The 17,527-nt window shown below is 60.8% G+C and carries 20 protein-coding genes; 2 read left to right on the top strand and 18 right to left on the bottom strand.

All coding sequences use genetic code 11. From position 1 onward, the window contains the following. Positions 1-74 precede the first annotated feature (74 nt). The 16 genes from OJHNALOF_RS09220 to yceD form a co-directional block, all read right to left on the bottom strand. Positions 75-1,601 carry an alkaline phosphatase gene (locus tag OJHNALOF_RS09220; RefSeq protein WP_165661821.1) on the bottom strand — a complete coding sequence of 509 codons (1,527 nt, stop codon included), beginning with the start codon at positions 1,599-1,601 and terminating at the stop codon, positions 75-77. A gap of 425 nt (positions 1,602-2,026) precedes the next feature. Next, positions 2,027-2,980: an SPFH domain-containing protein gene (locus tag OJHNALOF_RS09215; RefSeq protein ID WP_165661820.1), complete on the bottom strand. Its 954-nt coding sequence runs from the start codon at positions 2,978-2,980 to the stop codon at positions 2,027-2,029. Between the two features lie 42 nt (positions 2,981-3,022). Beyond that, the gene (locus OJHNALOF_RS09210; RefSeq protein WP_094199360.1) at positions 3,023-3,445 is read right to left on the bottom strand and encodes an NfeD family protein; all 423 of its coding nucleotides are present in this window, start codon (positions 3,443-3,445) and stop codon (positions 3,023-3,025) included. A 247-nt stretch (positions 3,446-3,692) separates the two neighbouring features. Beyond that, positions 3,693-4,481: a TatD family hydrolase gene (locus OJHNALOF_RS09205; RefSeq protein WP_370462311.1), complete on the bottom strand. Its 789-nt coding sequence runs from the start codon at positions 4,479-4,481 to the stop codon at positions 3,693-3,695. 28 nt (positions 4,482-4,509) lie between these two features. Next, positions 4,510-5,469, bottom strand: a complete 960-nt coding sequence (gene holB / locus OJHNALOF_RS09200) for a DNA polymerase III subunit delta' (RefSeq protein WP_165661818.1) — start codon at positions 5,467-5,469, stop codon at positions 4,510-4,512. Beyond that, positions 5,454-6,077 (bottom strand): dTMP kinase, encoded by a 624-nt coding sequence (gene tmk / locus OJHNALOF_RS09195; protein ID WP_165661817.1) that lies wholly within the window; start codon positions 6,075-6,077, stop codon positions 5,454-5,456. The genes holB and tmk overlap by 16 nt, the downstream gene beginning before the upstream one ends. Before the next feature lie 8 nt (positions 6,078-6,085). After that, on the bottom strand, positions 6,086-7,093 hold the full coding sequence (gene mltG, locus OJHNALOF_RS09190) for an endolytic transglycosylase MltG (RefSeq protein ID WP_094199364.1): 1,008 nt from the start codon (positions 7,091-7,093) through the stop codon (positions 6,086-6,088). Next, positions 7,077-7,868 carry an aminodeoxychorismate lyase gene (gene pabC / locus OJHNALOF_RS09185; RefSeq protein WP_165661816.1) on the bottom strand — a complete coding sequence of 264 codons (792 nt, stop codon included), beginning with the start codon at positions 7,866-7,868 and terminating at the stop codon, positions 7,077-7,079. Before pabC ends, mltG begins: the two co-directional genes overlap by 17 nt. Positions 7,869-7,926: 58 nt before the next feature. After that, the gene (fabF, locus tag OJHNALOF_RS09180) at positions 7,927-9,168 is read right to left on the bottom strand and encodes a beta-ketoacyl-ACP synthase II (RefSeq protein WP_094199365.1); all 1,242 of its coding nucleotides are present in this window, start codon (positions 9,166-9,168) and stop codon (positions 7,927-7,929) included. 72 nt (positions 9,169-9,240) lie between these two features. Further along, entirely contained in the window at positions 9,241-9,477 is a 237-nt protein-coding gene (gene acpP / locus OJHNALOF_RS09175; protein ID WP_014292450.1) for an acyl carrier protein, read from the bottom strand. Positions 9,478-9,635: 158 nt separating this feature from the next. Further along, positions 9,636-10,370, bottom strand: a complete 735-nt coding sequence (gene fabG / locus OJHNALOF_RS09170; protein WP_094199366.1) for a 3-oxoacyl-ACP reductase FabG — start codon at positions 10,368-10,370, stop codon at positions 9,636-9,638. A 113-nt stretch (positions 10,371-10,483) separates the two neighbouring features. Beyond that, positions 10,484-11,419, bottom strand: a complete 936-nt coding sequence (fabD, locus tag OJHNALOF_RS09165) for an ACP S-malonyltransferase (RefSeq protein WP_165661815.1) — start codon at positions 11,417-11,419, stop codon at positions 10,484-10,486. Between the two features lie 11 nt (positions 11,420-11,430). Beyond that, positions 11,431-12,390 carry a beta-ketoacyl-ACP synthase III gene (locus tag OJHNALOF_RS09160; RefSeq protein WP_094199368.1) on the bottom strand — a complete coding sequence of 320 codons (960 nt, stop codon included), beginning with the start codon at positions 12,388-12,390 and terminating at the stop codon, positions 11,431-11,433. Positions 12,391-12,395: 5 nt separating this feature from the next. Beyond that, positions 12,396-13,406, bottom strand: coding sequence for a phosphate acyltransferase PlsX (gene plsX / locus OJHNALOF_RS09155; protein ID WP_094199369.1), 1,011 nt, complete (start codon positions 13,404-13,406; stop codon positions 12,396-12,398). Between the two features lie 10 nt (positions 13,407-13,416). Further along, positions 13,417-13,587 carry a 50S ribosomal protein L32 gene (gene rpmF, locus OJHNALOF_RS09150; protein WP_014292445.1) on the bottom strand — a complete coding sequence of 57 codons (171 nt, stop codon included), beginning with the start codon at positions 13,585-13,587 and terminating at the stop codon, positions 13,417-13,419. 20 nt (positions 13,588-13,607) lie between these two features. After that, entirely contained in the window at positions 13,608-14,129 is a 522-nt protein-coding gene (gene yceD, locus OJHNALOF_RS09145) for a 23S rRNA accumulation protein YceD (RefSeq protein WP_165661814.1), read from the bottom strand. Positions 14,130-14,264: 135 nt separating this feature from the next. On the opposite strand from yceD, the gene OJHNALOF_RS09140 reads away from it, so the two are divergent. Both OJHNALOF_RS09140 and OJHNALOF_RS09135 read left to right on the top strand, forming a co-directional pair. Next, on the top strand, positions 14,265-14,843 hold the full coding sequence (locus OJHNALOF_RS09140) for a nucleoside triphosphate pyrophosphatase (RefSeq protein ID WP_165661813.1): 579 nt from the start codon (positions 14,265-14,267) through the stop codon (positions 14,841-14,843). 349 nt (positions 14,844-15,192) lie between these two features. Beyond that, a complete protein-coding gene (locus OJHNALOF_RS09135; RefSeq protein ID WP_165661812.1) occupies positions 15,193-15,723 on the top strand; it encodes a transposase in 531 nt (176 codons plus the stop codon). A gap of 164 nt (positions 15,724-15,887) precedes the next feature. On the opposite strand, the gene OJHNALOF_RS09130 is transcribed toward OJHNALOF_RS09135, so the two are convergent. After that, positions 15,888-16,529 (bottom strand): HAD family hydrolase, encoded by a 642-nt coding sequence (locus OJHNALOF_RS09130; protein WP_165661811.1) that lies wholly within the window; start codon positions 16,527-16,529, stop codon positions 15,888-15,890. Next, positions 16,526-17,476 carry a 23S rRNA pseudouridine(955/2504/2580) synthase RluC gene (gene rluC, locus OJHNALOF_RS09125; RefSeq protein WP_165661810.1) on the bottom strand — a complete coding sequence of 317 codons (951 nt, stop codon included), beginning with the start codon at positions 17,474-17,476 and terminating at the stop codon, positions 16,526-16,528. Before rluC ends, OJHNALOF_RS09130 begins: the two co-directional genes overlap by 4 nt. Positions 17,477-17,527: the final 51 nt, after the last annotated feature.

The raw sequence follows: 17,527 nt of genomic DNA, 5'->3' as shown, positions 1-17,527 counted from the left end.
TCCCGGTCAGCAGCGCGAACGACTTTATGCAGGACACCGGCCCACTATATGGGCCGGTGTGTTTCAAGGTAGCATCAGGCGGGTTGCAGCACCTTGGTGAACAAGGTTTGGTTATTGAGATCCTTAAGGGTAACGGTCATGGCGCGGCTTTGAGGGTCTATGTCTGCCTGGCCAAAGAACTGCAGGCCGGCCAGGGGCGACTGGTTCTGGGTGGTGGGTGATTTCTCGTATACCACCTGCAGGCCAAAGGTGTCGTCCGGCTTGCCGGGGCCAAAGCTGCCGGCGTTCAGCGGGCCGGATACAAACTCCCAGAAGGGCGCAAAGTCGTTAAAGCTGGCCTTGGCCGGGTCGTAATAGTGGGCGGCGGTGTAGTGCACATCGGCGGTAAACCACACCACGTTGTTAATACCGGCATCTTTAATGCCCTTGAGCAGCCGGGCAATCTCCAGCTCCCTGCCTTTGGCAGGGCCGTGATCGCCATTGGCTACCGCTTCCCACTTATCGCCGTCGGCCACCTGCAGGCCCAGGGGCATGTCGCAGAACACCGCCTTCCAGGTGGCGTTGGAGGCCTTGAGCCGGGCCAGCAGCCAGTCTACCTGAGTGCCGCCGAGAATAGCGGTGTCTTCCCCTTCCCGGGTTTGCAGGTTGGCGCTGTTGGGGCCACGGTAAGAGCGCATGTCGAGCACAAAGCGGTCGAGCAGCGGGCCAAAGGGCAGGCTGCGATAGATCTGCTCGCTGCCTTCGGGGCCACTGCGACGGATGGGGGCGTAATCGAAAAAGGCGCGGGTGGCACGGGCCTGCAACAGCGTGGTGCTTTTAACCTGGTAGCGGGCGTCGCCGCTCAGATCCTTTGCAGCGGAATAGTTGTTCACCACTTCGTGATCGTCCCACTGCCATATTTGCGCCACTTGGCTGTTAAACAACCGCACGTTCTCGTCCATCAGGTTATAGCGGTAACGGCCACGGAATTCGTTGAGGGTTTCAGCCACCTTGCTCACCTCGGGGGTAACCAGGTTTTTCCAGATCTTGCCGTCTTCCACCTCAATTTGCTCGGGAATGGCGCCGTCGGCATAGATGTTGTCGCCGCTGTGAACAAAGAAGTCGGGCTGCTGCTCGGCCATGGTGCGGTAGATTTTCATGCCGCCCATCTCGGGGTTAATGCCATAGCCCTGGCCGGCGGTGTCGCCGGACCACAAAAAGCGCACCGGCCCGGCGGCCACGGGAGCGGTCATAAAGCTACCCGTTACCCACTCCGAGAACTCGCCATTGCCGGCGTCGCTGTAGCCCACCCGCACATGAATGCGGCGGCCGGCGGGCAAACCGGTAAGCTCCACCCGGCTGGTAAAGTCGCTGGGCGACAGCGCCCAGGGCCCGCGCACCCGGTTGGCCTGGTCAAAGCCCGGGGCGGTGCTCCACTCCACCCACATACGCGCCGGCCGATCGCTGCGGCCCCACACAATGGCGCTGTTGGCAAGCACGTCGCCAATTTGAATGCCGCTTTGCTGGCTGGGCCGACCGCCGGCCGCCATGGCCGGGGTTTTGCTCAGCAGCAGGCCACCACCCAGTACCGCCATGCCCTGAAGAAAGTCGCGTCGTTTCATTCCACCCTCTGCATTCCATTGAAAAAGGTCCACTGTAGAAAACAAAAGTGAAAGGCAGGTAAAGTTTGAATGACGAATTGAAGAAAGCGAGTGGCTGAGCCGAATAAAACGTACTAATCGGCTCAGGTTGTGAGCCGAATATGCGAATTATTCGGCTCAGGGGCCAGTTCAGCTCACTCGCGGCACCCGTTTGACAAGTCCACCTTACTCAGGCAGCCGACATTTTCGTAATCGATAAATGCCCATTTCATGGTCTCTCTCCCTGCCGTGTGGAGAAAAACTGCTGTTATATCGTGCAGACAATTTCTTGCCTTGTTTGTGGTCCCTTACGCCATCGCGCAACCGTGCCATCTGCCATGGCCCCCCGCCTTCGCGGGGGGGACGTATTCAGAAGCCTTCGCGGGGGTGATGATGATCACCTCTCCTTACTGCACCTTGCCCTTGAGCAGGGCCTCTATGCTGCCCACGGCGCCGAGCACGCTGCTGGCCTCATAGGGCAGGAAGATGCGATCACCTTCTTTGCCGATCTCGGGCAGGGTTTTCAGGTATTCCAGACCGAGCAGGTAGCCCACCACCATTTGCGGGTCGAGCCGGTCGCCGCCGGCGGCAAGCACCTGATCAATGGCCTGGCGCTGGCCGTCGGCCATGAGAATGGCGGCTTCCTTTTCGCCTTCCGCCACCAGAATGTTGGAACGCTTTTCCCCTTCCGCCCGGGCGATGGCGGCTTCCCGCTCACCGTTGGCCTGCAGCACCAGGGCACGGCGCTCCCGCTCGGCGGCCATTTGCTTGCGCATGGCGTCTTCCACTTCGGCGGGGATCATGATGTCCTGGATCTCGACCCGGGTCACCTTTACCCCCCACTTGTTGCCGGCTTCATCCATCACGATCTGCAGCTTGTCGTTGATCTCCTGACGGGATTCAAACAGCTTGTCGAGCTCCATCTTGCCCACCTCGGAGCGCAGCGAGGTCTTGGCCAGAATTTCAATGGCCTGGATCAGGTTCTCGGTCTGATACACGGCCCGCTCCGGGTCAATCACCTGAAAATACAGCGCGCCGTTCACGGTCACACTCACGTTGTCGGCGGTGATCACCGACTGGCCGGGAAAGTCGAGCACGGTTTCACGGCGATCGATGCGGGTTTCTTCCATCACTACCGCCACATTCTCGCCGTCAATGGGCTGGTAACGGCGCACCTTGATCGAGCGGGGCTTGTCGACAAAGGGAATAATCCAGTTGATGCCCGGGCTCAGGGTTTTCTGGTAGCTGCCCAGACGCTCAATCACCACCGCTTCCGACTGCTGCACTATCATCAGGCCCTTTATCACCAGTGCCAGTACCAGCACGGTAAACACCAGGGCAATTATCAACATCACATCCATGAGCACACTCCCCTTATGGTTTTTGAAACTTGTTGGTTGGCGTTATTCCGGCCGTTTGACGATGGCGGTAATGCCGTCGAAACGGACAATCTCGACCTGCTCGCCTTCTTTCAGCTCGGCACCGTTCTGGCTGCGCACCATAAACAGATCCCCTTCCAGCTTCAGGCGCAGCTCACCGGTATGATGGCGCACCAGGGTGCCGGTTTGATGACGGCTTTCCCCGGCCAGGCCACTTTGCCGGCGTGACGGGGCAAATTCACGAAAGACTTTTTTCAGCAGCGGGGCCAGCACGGCGGTGGCCAGGGCAAAGGCAAACCACTGGCCGGTGGCGCCCACCTCTAACAGGGCCGCCACCATGGCGGCAAGGGCAGCCAGCCCCATGGCAAAGGCGAAGAAACCGGTGCCAAGCAGCTCGGCAAGTAACAGAATTAGGGCGGCAATCAGCCAAAGATGCCAGGCAAGCACGTGTTTCACCTCAGATACAAATGGAACAGAGCTTACTATAGAAGAGCGGGAGTGAAGCTGGAAGCGTAGGCTCGGGGATTAGAAGCGGCAGTAGGTTGCCAATGAGCGCAGCGAATTGCAACAATCCGCCGGCGGCTTGATGTTGTGGTTCGCTTCGCTCATCACAACCTACGGTCAAACCGCCGTTATGCCCGTTTGGCGGTATGCGTTCACACGCTGGGCATGGGAACGGGGAATACCTTACCCTTCACTTCACCGGCTTTGCCAGCTTAAACAGCTCAAAGAAGTTGGCGGTGGTTTGCCGGGCTACGTCTTCATAGGGCACGCCCTTGAGCTCGGCCACAAATTCGGCCACGGTGCGGGTGTAGGCGGGCTCGTTTTCTTCGCCACGAAACGGCACCGGGGCCAGCCAGGGAGAGTCGGTTTCCACCAGCAGACGCTCCAGCGGCAGGGCCTTGACCACTTCCCGCAGGGCGTCGGCGCTGCGAAAGGTCACAATGCCGGAGATGGAAATGTAAAAGCCCAGCTCCATGGCGGCCTCGGCCATCTCCAGGGATTCGGTAAAGCAGTGCAGCACACCACCCACCTTGTCGGCGCCACCCTTACGCAAAATCTCCAGGGTGTCTTCCTGGGCACTGCGGGTGTGAATGATCAACGGCTTGTTCAGCTCTACCGCCACCTGCACATGTTGCTCAAAGGAGCGCTTTTGCAGCTCGGCGCTTTCCGGGGCGTAGAAGTAGTCCAGCCCGGTTTCACCGATGGCCACCACGGACGGGTGCGATGCCAGTTCCCGCAGCAACGCCGGATCGTTTTGCTCGTCGCCCTGATGCAGCGGATGCACGCCGCAGGATGCAAACACCTGAGGGTAAGGCGCAACGGCCTTCAGCATGTCGGGAAAGGACGACAGCCCCACGCCAATGCACAGCATGTGGTTTACGCCACGGTTGGCGGCCTTGGCAATGGCCTCGTCCATGTTCTTGTGTTTCTTGCCGTAATCAAGTTTGTCGAGGTGGCAATGGGAATCAACCAGCAAAATCGGCTCCAGTAAAACGTGTTCAGTCATGTCAGGAATGGGTTAAGGCCTGCTGCAGGCGACGCAGCCACTGGCCCAGTTGCAGCCCGGCATTCATCGGCCTGCCCTGCGCCGGCTGCAACCGCCGGCGCAGCTCCAGCAATTCACTACCGAGCTCATGCAGTGCAATCGGCCCCAGCCGCGCCAGGCGTACACTTTGCTCGCGGCAATCATCCAGCTTGAGCGGCGCGTGTACCGCCAGGGCGGTTTGCAGGGCATCCTGCAACAACAGTTGCACCCACACCAGGTGCACCGGCTGCTCCAACAGGCGGGCCTGCACTTGAGGCAAGCCGGCAGGCGCTTCGCCCAGGCTTACCAGCTCACCCAGCAGGGTCAGGCGCTTGTCGTCGGCACCGGCCTGTAGGTATTCCAGGGTTTGCAGCGGCGAGCCCTGGTTCACGCTCAGCGCCGCCGGGGTGGCGGTTACTCCCTGCTCATTAAGCCAGGAAAGGGCGGAGTGCGTGTCGGGCAGCGGCACCAGCCACTGTTGGCAGCGGCTGGTCAGCGTCGGCAGCAACCGCTCGGGCTGGGACGACACCAGAATCAGCGTGGCCTGCCCCGCCGGCTCTTCCAGGGTTTTCAGCAGGGCATTGGCGGCGGCCTCGGTCATCAGCTCGGCCCGCTCGATAATGGCGACCTTGCCGTGGCCCAGGCGGGCGCTTTCGCTCATGATGCGGCCGAGTTCGCGAATGGCGTCAATGCCAATGCTGCGCCCTTCCCGGCCCACTACATGCAGATCGGAATGGCTGCCGGCGGCGGTCAGCTCACAGGCGTGGCACATGCCACAAGGGGCATTATTTGTATGTTGGCATAACAAGGCGGTGGCCAGTTTGCCGGCCAGCTCGCGCTTGCCCAGCCCGGCCATGCCCTTTATGAGCAGCGCATGGCCAAGCCGACGCTCACGCACGCCCTGCAGCAACGGTTGCCACATCGGGATCAGCCAGTGGTGCACAGTCGCTGCTCCAGGCAGGCCAGCACGCGGTCTTTCACTTCCTGCTCATTGCCGGAAGCGTCAATCAACGCGCAGTTGGGATCGGCCTTGGCCAGTTCGAGGTAACGGGCGCGGGTGCGCTCGAAAAAGTCGAGGTTTTCCAGCTCAATGCGGTCCAGCTCGCCTCGGCTACGGGCCCGAGTCAGCCCCTGGGCGGGGTCGATGTCGAGATACAGGGTAAGATCCGGTTTAAACTCCCCCAGCACCGCCTGCTTGATCTGGGCAATCAGGCCGGCATCAATGCCCCGGCCGCCACCCTGATAAGCCTGGGAAGACAGATCGTGCCGGTCTCCCACCACCCAGATGCCGTCCGCCAGCGCCGGCTGAATGCGGTTTTTCACCAGCTGCACCCGGGCGGCATACATCAGCAGCAGTTCGGCTTCCATGGTCAGCGGCTCGTCATGCACTTCCTTCACCAGGGCGCGCATTTTCTCCGCCAGTGGGGTGCCGCCCGGCTCACGGGTGGTCATCACGGTATGGCCGCGCGCCTCGAGCCAGCTCACCACGTGGCGCTGCACCGTGCTTTTGCCGGCGCCTTCCAGGCCTTCAATCACAATAAAACGGCTCATGGCTTACCTTATCTGTTCAATATGTAGCGACGCACCGCGTTGTTGTGCTCGCGCAGCGTTTTGGAAAAGTAATGGCGGCCGTCTTCGCCCATGGCCACAAAATAGTAATATTTGCTCTCGGCCGGGTTCAGCGCCGCACGAATCGCCTCCTTGCTGGGCATGGCAATGGGCGTGGGCGGCAGGCCGCTGATCACATAGGTGTTGTAGGGCGTGTGGGTCTGCAGATCGCGTTTGCGAATATTGCCGTCATAGTCCTCCCCCATGCCGTAAATCACCGTGGGATCGGTCTGCAGCCGCATGCCCCGGCGCAACCGGTTGACAAACACAGAGGCGATCATGGGCCGCTCGTCGGCCACACCGGTTTCCTTTTCAATAATGGAGGCCAGGATCAGCGCCTCATAGGGCGTGTCGATGGGCAGATTGGGCTCACGGTTTTCCCAGGCCTCGGTCAGAAAATCCTGCATATGGCCATAGGCGCGCTCGAGCACGTCCAGGTCGCTGTCGCCGGGGGTGTAGTTGTAGGTTTCGGGCAGGAACAGGCCTTCGAGCTTGTCGCGCTTGGCGCCCAGCCGTTCGGCCAGCTCCGCCTCGCTCACGCCCTCAAGGGTCTGCTCCAGATATTCCGCCCCGGCGAGACGGGCCTGCCAGTCGGACAGACGCAGGCCTTCCACCAGGGTCACGTTCAGGCGATAAACGTCGCCGTTCACGAATTTGGTCAGCGCCTCACGCAGGCTGGTGTCTTCATCCAGCTTGTAGGTACCCTGACGCACCGCCGCCAGCTCCGGGTGCAGCTTCAGCCACAGCCGGCGGTGCAGCAGGGGCAGCTCCGGGCTGAGCCGGCCGGTCAGTTGCAGCGCGGTTTCGCCGCGGTGCACCACAAACAGCGGGTGCTCCCCCGGCGTGATGGTCAGGCTTTCCAGCCGTTGCCACTGGTGGTAGCCATATCCGGCCAGCCCAACACCCGCCAGGGTGGCCGCCAGCACGGCGGCCTTCAGCCCTTTAATCAATTTGCTCATATCGTTGTTGCAGTGCTCTCGTCATGGAAAAGTCGCCGCCCAGGTCGTGCCCGGCCACCGAGCGTGCCGGCACCAGGCCCATCAGGGCATTGGTCAGCCACACTTCGTCGGCCTGTTGCAGCGCCGCAAGGGGCGCACTTGTCTGCTGTACCCGCTCGCCCAGTTCGGTCATCACCCAGCGGCGCAGGGTGCCGTGCACACCGCCAATGGCCAGCTCGGGGGTATAAATATCGTCGCCTCGGCGCCAGAACAGGTTGGCGGTCACCGCCTCCATCACCCTGCCCGCCTCGTTCAGCACCACCCCCTCGGCCAGCCCTTGGGCGTCAAGCTCGGCCTTGAGCAGCACCTGCTCCAGCCGGTTAACGGTTTTCAGCCCCGCCAGCAGTGGTGAGCTGCCCAGGCGTCCCTCACACAGGCCGAGGGCAATGCCCTGCTCGCGCCAGGTGACATAGTGGGCGGGAAAGGGCGACACATTCAGCGCCACCGTGGTGGCGCCGCAGCCGGCAATACCGTAACCCCGGCCGCCGGGTCCGCGCAACAGGGTCAGGCGCACCACGCGATCGCCCTCGTCCGGCAGCGCCGCCAGCTCGGCGTCAATGGCGGCCCAGTCGGGCTCGGCCATGTGCAGCCGGCGGCAGGCCTCCACCAGCCGCGCCTTGTGCAGCGACCACAAGCGTACGCGGCCCCGCCGCGCATGCATGGTGGTGAAGTGGCCGTCGCCGAGCTGCCAGCCCCGGGCCAGCGCCGGCTCCTGTGAATGATGAATGTAGTGCATGGTTATTTCATAAAAAAAAGCCCGGCACATGGCCGGGCTTTGTCTGACCAAAAGGCCATTATATGCGTTTGAAGATCAATGAGCCATTGGTGCCGCCAAACCCGAAGGAGTTGGACAGCGCATACTCAAAGTCGGCCTTTCTGGCCTGGTGCGGAACCAGATCCAGATCGCACTCATCATCCGGGTTGTCCAGGTTGATGGTGGGCGGCGCAACCTGATCACGCAGGGCCAGCACGGTAATGATGGCTTCAATGGCACCGGCGGCACCCAACAGGTGACCGGTCATCGATTTGGTGGAGCTCACCAGCACCTTGCCGGCGTGCTCGCCAAACACCTTCTTCACCGCCTTCAGCTCGGCTACATCCCCCAGGGGGGTGGAAGTGCCGTGGGCGTTGATGTAACCCACCAGTGCCGGATCGAGCTGGGCATCGCGCAGGGCGTTGGCCATGGCGGCGGCGGCACCGCTGCCGTCGTCGGGCGGCGCAGTCATGTGGTGCGCATCGCCACTCATGCCAAAACCGACCAGCTCGGCATAAATGGTGGCGCCACGGGCCTTGGCGTGCTCGTATTCTTCCAGCATCACCACACCGGCACCATCACCCAGCACAAAGCCATCACGCTCCTTGTCCCACGGACGACTGGCCTTTTGCGGATCGTCGTTGCGGGTAGAGAGCGCGCGGGCGGCGGCAAAGCCACCCATGCCCATGGGCGTGGAGGCCTTTTCGGTGCCGCCGGCCAGCATGGCGTCGGCGTCGCCGTAGGCGATCATGCGTGCCGCCAGACCAATGCTGTGCGTACCCGTGGTACAGGCAGTGGTGGCCGCGATGTTGGGACCACGCAGTCCCTTCATGATCGACAGATGGCCAGACACCATGTTGATGATGGTGGACGGCACAAAGAACGGGCTCAGCTTGCGCGGGCCGCTGTTCATCAGGCTGGTGTGGTTCTGCTCGATAAGACCGAGGCCGCCAATGCCGGAGCCGATGGATACACCCACGCGATCGGCGTTGGTGTCGTTGATCTCCAGTCCGGAGTCGGCAAAGGCCTGCAGGCCTGCCGCGATACCATACTGAATGAACAGGTCCATCTTGCGGGCTTCTTTCTTGGCAATGCCATGCGCTTCCGGGTCAAAATCCTTGACCAGGCCGGCAAACTTGGTGGTGTAATCGGTCGTATCAAAGTGCTCGATATTGGAAATGCCGCTTTGACCTGCCAGCAGGGCCTGCCAGCTGGCATCGACCGAGTTTCCAACAGGAGAGAGCATACCGAGGCCAGTCACCACGACTCTGCGTTTGGACACAGGAGCGCCTCCGAATGGGATTTGAAACAAGAAAAAAACCGAAGTGGCGGGCGCCACTCCGGTACAGGTTTGTTATTCCTGGTTGGCGTTGATGTAGTCGATCGCAGCCTGAACGGTGGTGATCTTTTCCGCTTCTTCGTCAGGAATCTCGGTATCGAACTCTTCTTCCAGAGCCATTACCAGTTCAACGGTGTCCAGGGAATCCGCGCCCAGATCATCAACGAAGGAAGCTTCAGACTTTACTTCTTCTTCCTTAACGCCCAGTTGTTCTACGATGATTTTCTTTACGCGTTCTTCGATGTTGCTCATGACCAGTATTTTCCTTTAGAAATACGCAAGTGCGTGTCGTTGCGGTAGTGTATTAAAATAACGGTGGTTTGCAAGCCTGTTTGGGGCTGGTCTAACCAGAATTCATACGAAAAACGCCGCATTTTCCGCCAAACAGGTGCCAACTGCCGTGATTTTCATCACACCATGTACATGCCGCCGTTAACGTGCAGCGTTTCGCCGGTAATATAGCCGGCTTCATCCGACGCCAAAAAGGCAACGGCGGATGCAATCTCTTTGGGGTCGCCCAGGCGCTGAGCCGGAACCTGTGACAAGATACCGGCTCGTTGCTCGTCATTCAATGCGCGCGTCATGTCGGTTTCAATAAAACCGGGGGCCACCACGTTCACGGTAATGCCACGGGAAGCCACTTCGCGGCCCAGGGACTTGCTGAAGCCAATCAGGCCCGCCTTGGCGGCGGCGTAGTTGGCCTGGCCGGCATTGCCCATGGTGCCCACTACTGAGCCGATGGTCACAATGCGGCCAAAACGCTTTTTCATCATGGTGCGCAGCACCGCCTTGGACAGGCGGAATACCGAGGTGAGGTTGGTGTCGATAATGTCCTGCCACTCCTCGTCCTTCATGCGCATCATCAGGTTGTCCCGGGTGATGCCGGCGTTGTTGACCAGCACGTCGATGTCACCAAAGCGCTCCTTGATGGTGGCCAGAGTGGCTTCGAGGGACGCAGAATCGGTCACGTTCAGCACCAGGCCGGCACCCTTGTCGCCCAGATAGGCGCTGATCGCCTCGGCACCCTTTTCGCTGGTGGCGGTGCCGATCACGGTGGCGCCACGCTCAGCAAACAGTTCGGCGGTGGCCCGGCCGATGCCACGGCTGGCACCGGTCACCAGGACTACTTTACCGGAAAAACTCATATTCACTCCTTAGACTGCAAACAGGGCGGGCATTAACGATGGGTCAGGTTAGTGACGCCCGCCACTCTTTACCAGGGGTTTTACATGAAGCCGTGCTTCACGTCATAAAGCGATTAACCGTTAACTGCGGTCAGGGCCTTTTCCAGGCTGGCGTCGTCGTTGACCGCCAGGCCTTCCACCCGCTTGTCGATGCGCTTGGCCAGGCCGGTAAGCACCTTGCCCGGCCCCACTTCCAGCGCCAGGGTCACGCCCTGCTCGGCCATGGTTTCCACGGTTTCGGTCCAGCGCACCGGGCTGTACAGCTGACGCACCAGGGCGTCTTTAATGGCGGCGGGATCGGTCTCGGGCTTGACATCCACGTTGTTGATCACGGGCACGGCCGGGGCGTTAAAGCTCATGGCGCCAAGCGTCTCGGCCAGCTTGTCGGCGGCGGGCTTCATCAGCGCGCAGTGCGAGGGCACGCTCACCGGCAGCGGCAGTGCACGCTTGGCACCGCTTTCCTTCATCAGGGCATTGGCCCGCTCTACCGCGGCCTTGTTGCCGGCGATCACCACCTGGCCCGGGGAGTTGAAGTTGACCGCAGACACCACGTCGCCCTCGGCGGCCTTTTCGCAGTTGGCAATAATAGTGTCATTGTCGAGACCGATAATGGCGGACATGGCACCGGTGCCTTCGGGCACGGCGTCCTGCATCAGTTTGCCGCGCAGCTCAACCAGCTTGACGCCGTCGGCCAGGCTCAGCACACCGGCGCACACCAGGGCGGAATATTCGCCCAGGCTGTGCCCGGCCATCATGGCGGGCTCTGCCCCACCCTGTTGTTGCCACAGGCGGTACAGGGCCACGGAGGACGTCAGCAGTGCCGGCTGGGTGCGCCAGGTTTTGTTCAGCTCTTCCGCCGGGCCGTTCAGCACCAGGGCGGCCAGATCATAGCCCAGGGCATCGGAGGCCTCGGCAAAGGTGGCTTTCACGATGTCGTGATTGGCCAGCACATCGTCCAGCATGCCCACGGTCTGGGAGCCCTGACCGGGAAAGGTAATGGCAAAAGACATGGTAATTCCTCTTAAAAACGTACCAGGGCGGAGCCCCAGGCAAAACCGCCGCCAAAGGCTTCCAGCAGCACCAGCTGGCCGCGTTGAATGCGACCGTCGCGCACCCCTTCATCCAGGGCGATGGGCACACTGGCCGCCGAGGTGTTGCCGTGCTTGTCGAGGGTCAGTATGACGCGCTCGATGGGCATGTTCAGCTTGCGGGCGGTGGCGTTGATAATACGGTAGTTGGCCTGATGTGGAACCAGCCAGTCGAGTTCCGACTTGTCGATGCCGTTGGCTGCGAGGGTCTGGGTCACGATGTCGCTCAAACGGCTTACTGCCACCTTGAACACTTCGTTGCCCTTCATGTGCATGTAGGCATCCATTTCGGTGCCGGTCACGCCACGCTGACGGTGCGGCAGCTTGAGCAGCTCACCGTAGGCGCCGTCGGCATGCAGGTGGGTGGACAGAATGCCCGGCTCTTCGCTGGCACCCAGCACCACGGCACCGGCGCCGTCGCCAAAGAGAATAATGGTGGAGCGGTCTTCCGGATCGCACATGCGCGACAGGGCGTCGGCACCGATCACCAGCACGTGACGGGCCTGACCGCTCTTGATGAACTGATCCGCCACGCTCAGGGCGTAGCTGAAGCCGGCGCAGGCGGCGGCAAGGTCAAAGGCCGGAATACCGGGCACATTCAGCATGGCCTGCACTTCACAGGCGGCGGCCGGAAAGGCATTGTCGGCACTGGTGGTGGCCAGCACTATCATGTCGAGCTGGCCGGCTTCGATACCGGCGGCTTCCAGGGCGCGCAGGGCGGCGCCGTAAGACATGGTGGCCACGGTTTCTTCGGCACCGGCAATGCGGCGCTCGCGAATGCCGGTGCGCTCTACAATCCACTGGTCGCTGGTTTCAACCATGCGTTCCAGGTCGGCGTTGGTACGCACATCCTGTGGCAGGTAGCTGCCGGTTCCCAAAATTTTACTGTTCATAGGCGTTATCTTGCGTGACTGTCCTGAGGGGCAGTATCGAAACGATGCGCAATTCTGGCAGGTAGCCCGTGCTCGATCTCGGCAACGGCCTGCAGAATCGCATTCAAGAAGGCGGGTGATCCTGCACTCCCGTGGCTTTTTACCACACTGGAACGCAATCCTATCAGACTGGCGCCATTATACTGGTCTGGGTTCAGATGAGAAAGTCGCCGTTTTACCCAGAAAGCGAGCAGTTTCCACCAGAAGCCCCGCTTTTTACCCGCCCCCAGCAGCAGCCGGGCCACACCCTCGCTGGTTTTGAGCGCCACATTACCGACGAAACCGTCACAGACAATGACATCGGCCTTGCCGGTAAAGAGATCATCCCCTTCCACATAACCGGTATAGTGCAGCTCGGGCAACTCCTTCAGGCGGCGGGCCGCCTGGCGCACGGCATCGTTGCCCTTGTTCGCCTCGGCGCCCACATTCAGCAGCGCCACGCGAGGACGCGACTGCGACAGCACATGGCGTGCCACCGCATCGCCCATCAGCGCGAACTGCACCAGCTGACCGGCATCACAGCACACGTTGGCGCCCAGATCGAGCAACAACGCATGACCGCCGCCGGCCTGGGGCAGACGGGTGATCAGGGCCGGCCGGGCCACGCCCGGCAGGGTGTGCACCACCCGCAACGCCAGCGCCATTAGGGCGCCGGTATTGCCGCCGCTCACGCACGCCTGGGCCTCGCCCCGGGCCAGGGCCTCAAGGGCCTGTCGCATGGACGAATCGGTCAGGTGACGCAGGGCGTAACCGGCCTTGTGCTCATTGGTGACCTGTTGGGTGCAATAGTGCACCTGCACTCGAGGATGGGAGCTCAGATGGTGGCGTTCAAGCCAGGGGGAAAGCGCCGTCCGGGACCCGAACAACATCAGCTTGAGGTCGGGCAGAAGCGACAGTGCCTGCGCGGCGGCAGGCACTGTAACTGAAGGGCCGAAATCGCCCCCCATCATATCAAGCGCAACGGTCAGCTGCGGCAAGAGGCAACCCTTACTTGGCGATTACCTTCTGGCCACGGTAGAAACCATCGGCAGTCACGTGGTGACGACGATGAGTTTCGCCAGTGGTCTGGTCTACAGACAGGTTGGCAGTGCTCAGGGCATCGTGTGAACGACGCATACCACGCTTGGAACGGGTTTTACGGTTCTGTTGTACGGCCATTTGACCTACTCCTAAATCAGTTACTTGCGTTTTAATTCTTCCAGAATCGCGAAAGGATTCGGACGTTCTTCGGCTTCGGGAATGTCGCCATAACTCAGATCATACTTGCCTTCGGCACAGTGCTCATTTTCATGAGCCGGCACCAGCGGCAGGGCGAGAATGAGTTCATCCTCAATGATCTCAACCAGGTTAACTTCCCCGAATTCATCTGCCTCGAACGTCTCGTACGCTTCCGGCAGCTCCGGCGCCTCGGCGTCTCGACGCAAAGGCGTGTACGTAAACTCGGACTCTATGGTGGTGTCGAACAGCTCGTTACAGCGCTGGCACTGAAGGGCGACCTGTGCGCGGGCATGACCCGTCATCACACGAAGCCCCTGGGCATCGGTGCCAAAGCTCAGAGATGCGTCGATATCACCATGGATACCTTGGGTCGACTCCGCCAGTCTGGGCATCAGTTCTGCGGCATAAACACCCTGATAATCCAGGCGTTTATTGGCGCAGCGAGCGGGGTCTACCTTGATGGGCAACTTTACCTTTTCCATAAGGCGCGCATATTATAGCGCCACTCTCCCGGAGTCAAAGGGAAAATGTGGCCATTCCCCCGCCCGTGATTTGTCTCACCGGGCCCTGCGGGGCTAGAATCGGCGCTTTCCTTTAATTTACTGCGGAGTGCTACCATGCCGCCCCTGATCCTCGCCTCTTCCTCCCCTTATCGCCGCGCCCTGCTGACACGTCTGGGGCTCACCTTTGACTGTCACAGCCCGGACATCGATGAGTCCCCCCTGCCCGGCGAACGCGGCGACGCCCTTGCCCTGCGCCTGGCACAACAAAAGGCGGCTGCGGTGGCCGCCCACTATCAGCACGGCCTGGTGATTGGCTCGGATCAGGTTTGTGTGAATGGCGACAAATTACTGGGCAAGCCCGGCACCATCGAAAAGGCCCGGGAGCAACTGCTGGCCGCCGCCGGCAAGCGCGTGTCTTTTTATACCGGCCTGTGTCTGCACGACATCGGCTCGGGCCAAAGCCGCGCATTGGTTGAGCCCTTTCACGTGCACTTTCGCCCACTCACCGCCGCACAGATTGATCGTTACCTCGAGCAGGAGCCGGCCCTGGACTGCGCCGGTGCCTTCAAATGCGAAGGCCTTGGCATCAGCCTGTTTGAGCGCATGGACGGCCGTGACCCCAACAGCCTGGTGGGACTGCCATTGATCGCCCTGGTGGATGCGCTGGCGGAATTCGGAGTGGAAGTGCCTTAACGCCGGAAGGGCCAGGTTGGCAATAAGCGCAGCGAATTCCAACAGCCCGCCGGCGGCTTCATGTTGTGGTTCGCTTCGCTCATCACAACCTACGCTTGCACAAAGGAATATTCTCCAGAGGTAAACCGTAGGTTGGCAATGAGCGCAGCGAATTCCAACAGCCCGCCGGCGGCTTCTTGTTGTGGTTCGCTTCGCTCATCACAACCTACACTTGCACAAAGGAATATTCGCCGGAGGTGAACCGCAGGCTGGCAATGAGCGCAGCGAATTCCAACGACCCGCCAGCGACTTCATGTTGTGGTTCGCTTCAACCAACTATGCTTGTCTGACCCCATCCTGAGGTCTGGATATGCAGTACCGGCGCATGTGGCGACAAGGTGGCACCTTTTTCTTTACCGTTACTCTGGCGGATCGGCGCCGGGCCTTGCTGACCGAGCACATCACGCTATTACGCGAAGCCTTTCGCCAGGTGAAACGCCGCCACCCCTTTGAACTTGACGCCATCGTCGTGTTGCCGGAGCACCTGCACGCCCTTATGACGCTGCCCGAGGGCGACACCGATTACGCCAAGCGCTGGCACCTGATCAAGTCTGGTTTTTCCCGTCGCCTGCCCACCACGGAATGGCGCAGTGACAGCCGCCAGCGCAGGAGGGAACGGGGGATCTGGCAACGTCGTTACTGGGAACATCTGATCCGTAACGAAAGGGATTTCCGCCATCACGTGGATTACATTCACTATAACCCGGTAAAACACGGTTATGTGAATGCGGTAAAAGACTGGCCCTACTCCAGTTTTCACCGTTATGTGCGGGCCGGGCTGTTACCGGAAGACTGGGCGGGGTTGTCGGCAGAGCAAGCAACCCGCCAATACGGAGAATAACGCGGAGTCATAATTGTTCGACTGAATCATCACCAAGCCACATTTTGGGCCGTAGGTTGGCAATGAGCGCAGCGAATTCCAACAACCCGCCGGCGGCTTCTTGTTGTGGTTTGCTGCGCTCATCACAACCTACCAGGGTTGATGCCAAACATGGCGTTGTTACTTCACAGCCACTTCGGCAAATGACGAATATCATCGATCAGCGCCACCGGCGCGTGGGCGCCGAGCTGGTCGCGGTTATGCACGCCGTAGGTAACGCCGATGCGGTCCATGCCGATGGCTTCGGCCATGGCCAGATCGTAACTGGAATCTCCCACCATTACCGCCTGCTCCGGGGCCAGGCTGAGCTCGTCCAGAATTTGGGCCAGCATCAGCGGATCCGGCTTTGAACGGGCCTGATCCGAGCCCCGCAGGGCATGGAACAAATGGCCGAGGCCGGTTTCATCCAGTACCCGGTCCAGCCCCACACGCTGTTTGCCGGTGGCCACCGCCAGCCGATAACCGCCCTGGTGCAGGCCGGCCAGGGTGTCGGCGGCCCCCGCAAACAGCGGTGAGGGCGTGGTGTTCAGCTCCAGATAATGGCGGCGGTAGGCCAGCAACAACGCATCGCTCTCGGCCTGGGACAGCTCACCAAAGAGAATGGGAAATGCCTTGTACAGGCTCAAGCCGATAATATGGCGCACCGCCTCGTCCGTGGGCACCGGCTGCTCGCAGTCAAGGGCCGCCGCCTGCATACAGGAGACAATGCGTGCCACCGAATCCATCAGGGTGCCGTCCCAGTCAAAGATCACCAGCTCGTATTTCATGAGGTCGCCATTCTCGTCAGCAGTTTTTTCAGGGCCGGCTCCAGGGGCGCCTCCAGCGTCATGGCTTCTTCCCTGCCCGGATGATAAAAATGAATGCGGCAGGCGTGCAGGAACAACCGCCCCAGCCCCTCGCCCTTCATTTTTTCGTCAAACTGGCGATCGCCGTATTTGTCGTCGCCGGCGATGGGGTGGCCCGCATGCAGGGTATGCACCCGAATCTGGTGGGTACGACCGGTCACCGGGCTGCATTCCACCAGGGTGGCGCCATCAAACTTCTGCACGATGCGAAAACGGGTTTCCGACGGCTTGCCTTCCCGATCCACCTTGACGATGCGTTCGCCCGAAGCCAGCTCGTTTTTCTTGAGCGGCGCCTTCACCACCTTCTGATGCGGCTGCCACTGGCCGCGCACCAGCGCCAGGTAGTGCTTGTCCATGGTCTTTTCCCGCAGCTGCTCATGCAGACTGCGCAGCATGCTGCGTTTTTTGGCCACCAGCAAAATCCCGGAGGTGTCGCGGTCGAGTCGGTGCACCAGCTCGAGGAACCTGGCCTGGGGCCGCAGGGAGCGCAGCCCTTCAATCACGCCAAAGTTGAGCCCGCTGCCGCCATGCACCGCCATGCCCGAGGGCTTGTTAAGCACCAGCAGGGCGTCATCCTCATAGATAATGGCGTTTTCCAGCCCCTGCACGGAGTCGAGCTTGGCCGAAGGCAGCACGTCTTCCCGCTCGGCCACCCGCACCGGCGGCACGCGGATCACGTCGCCGGCCAGCAATTTGTATTCCGGTTTGATGCGCTTTTTGTTAACCCTAACCTCACCCTTGCGCAAAATACGATAAATCAGGCTTTTGGGAACGCCTTTGAGCTGAGTCCGTAAAAAGTTGTCGATGCGCTGCCCTTCATGCTCAGCCTCGATGGTGAGCAGCCGCACGCTTTGATGGTCTTGTTTCATGGCGGTGATTCTACCACCGAAGCCGGTGTTTTTGCTGCAAAAATGGTGCCT

Source organism: Oceanimonas sp. MB9 (assembly GCF_011319775.1).
Lineage (GTDB): Bacteria > Pseudomonadota > Gammaproteobacteria > Enterobacterales > Aeromonadaceae > Oceanimonas > Oceanimonas doudoroffii.
This window is presented reverse-complemented; position numbering and strand designations above follow the sequence as displayed.

Excerpts from the sequence above, each read along its gene's own strand:
- OJHNALOF_RS09220 (WP_165661821.1), bottom strand. The coding sequence starts at position 1,601 with ATGAAACGACGCGACTTTCTTCAGGGCATGGCGGTACTGGGTGGTGGC.
- OJHNALOF_RS09215 (WP_165661820.1), bottom strand. The coding sequence starts at position 2,980 with ATGGATGTGATGTTGATAATTGCCCTGGTGTTTACCGTGCTGGTACTG.
- tmk (WP_165661817.1), bottom strand. The coding sequence starts at position 6,077 with ATGAGCCGTTTTATTGTGATTGAAGGCCTGGAAGGCGCCGGCAAAAGC.
- mltG (WP_094199364.1), bottom strand. The coding sequence starts at position 7,093 with ATGAGCAAATTGATTAAAGGGCTGAAGGCCGCCGTGCTGGCGGCCACC.
- pabC (WP_165661816.1), bottom strand. The coding sequence starts at position 7,868 with ATGCACTACATTCATCATTCACAGGAGCCGGCGCTGGCCCGGGGCTGG.
- acpP (WP_014292450.1), bottom strand. The coding sequence starts at position 9,477 with ATGAGCAACATCGAAGAACGCGTAAAGAAAATCATCGTAGAACAACTG.
- fabG (WP_094199366.1), bottom strand. The coding sequence starts at position 10,370 with ATGAGTTTTTCCGGTAAAGTAGTCCTGGTGACCGGTGCCAGCCGTGGC.
- fabD (WP_165661815.1), bottom strand. The coding sequence starts at position 11,419 with ATGTCTTTTGCCATTACCTTTCCCGGTCAGGGCTCCCAGACCGTGGGC.
- OJHNALOF_RS09160 (WP_094199368.1), bottom strand. The coding sequence starts at position 12,390 with ATGAACAGTAAAATTTTGGGAACCGGCAGCTACCTGCCACAGGATGTG.
- rpmF (WP_014292445.1), bottom strand. The coding sequence starts at position 13,587 with ATGGCCGTACAACAGAACCGTAAAACCCGTTCCAAGCGTGGTATGCGT.
- yceD (WP_165661814.1), bottom strand. The coding sequence starts at position 14,129 with ATGGAAAAGGTAAAGTTGCCCATCAAGGTAGACCCCGCTCGCTGCGCC.
- OJHNALOF_RS09140 (WP_165661813.1), top strand. The coding sequence starts at position 14,265 with ATGCCGCCCCTGATCCTCGCCTCTTCCTCCCCTTATCGCCGCGCCCTG.
- OJHNALOF_RS09135 (WP_165661812.1), top strand. The coding sequence starts at position 15,193 with ATGCAGTACCGGCGCATGTGGCGACAAGGTGGCACCTTTTTCTTTACC.
- OJHNALOF_RS09130 (WP_165661811.1), bottom strand. The coding sequence starts at position 16,529 with ATGAAATACGAGCTGGTGATCTTTGACTGGGACGGCACCCTGATGGAT.
- rluC (WP_165661810.1), bottom strand. The coding sequence starts at position 17,476 with ATGAAACAAGACCATCAAAGCGTGCGGCTGCTCACCATCGAGGCTGAG.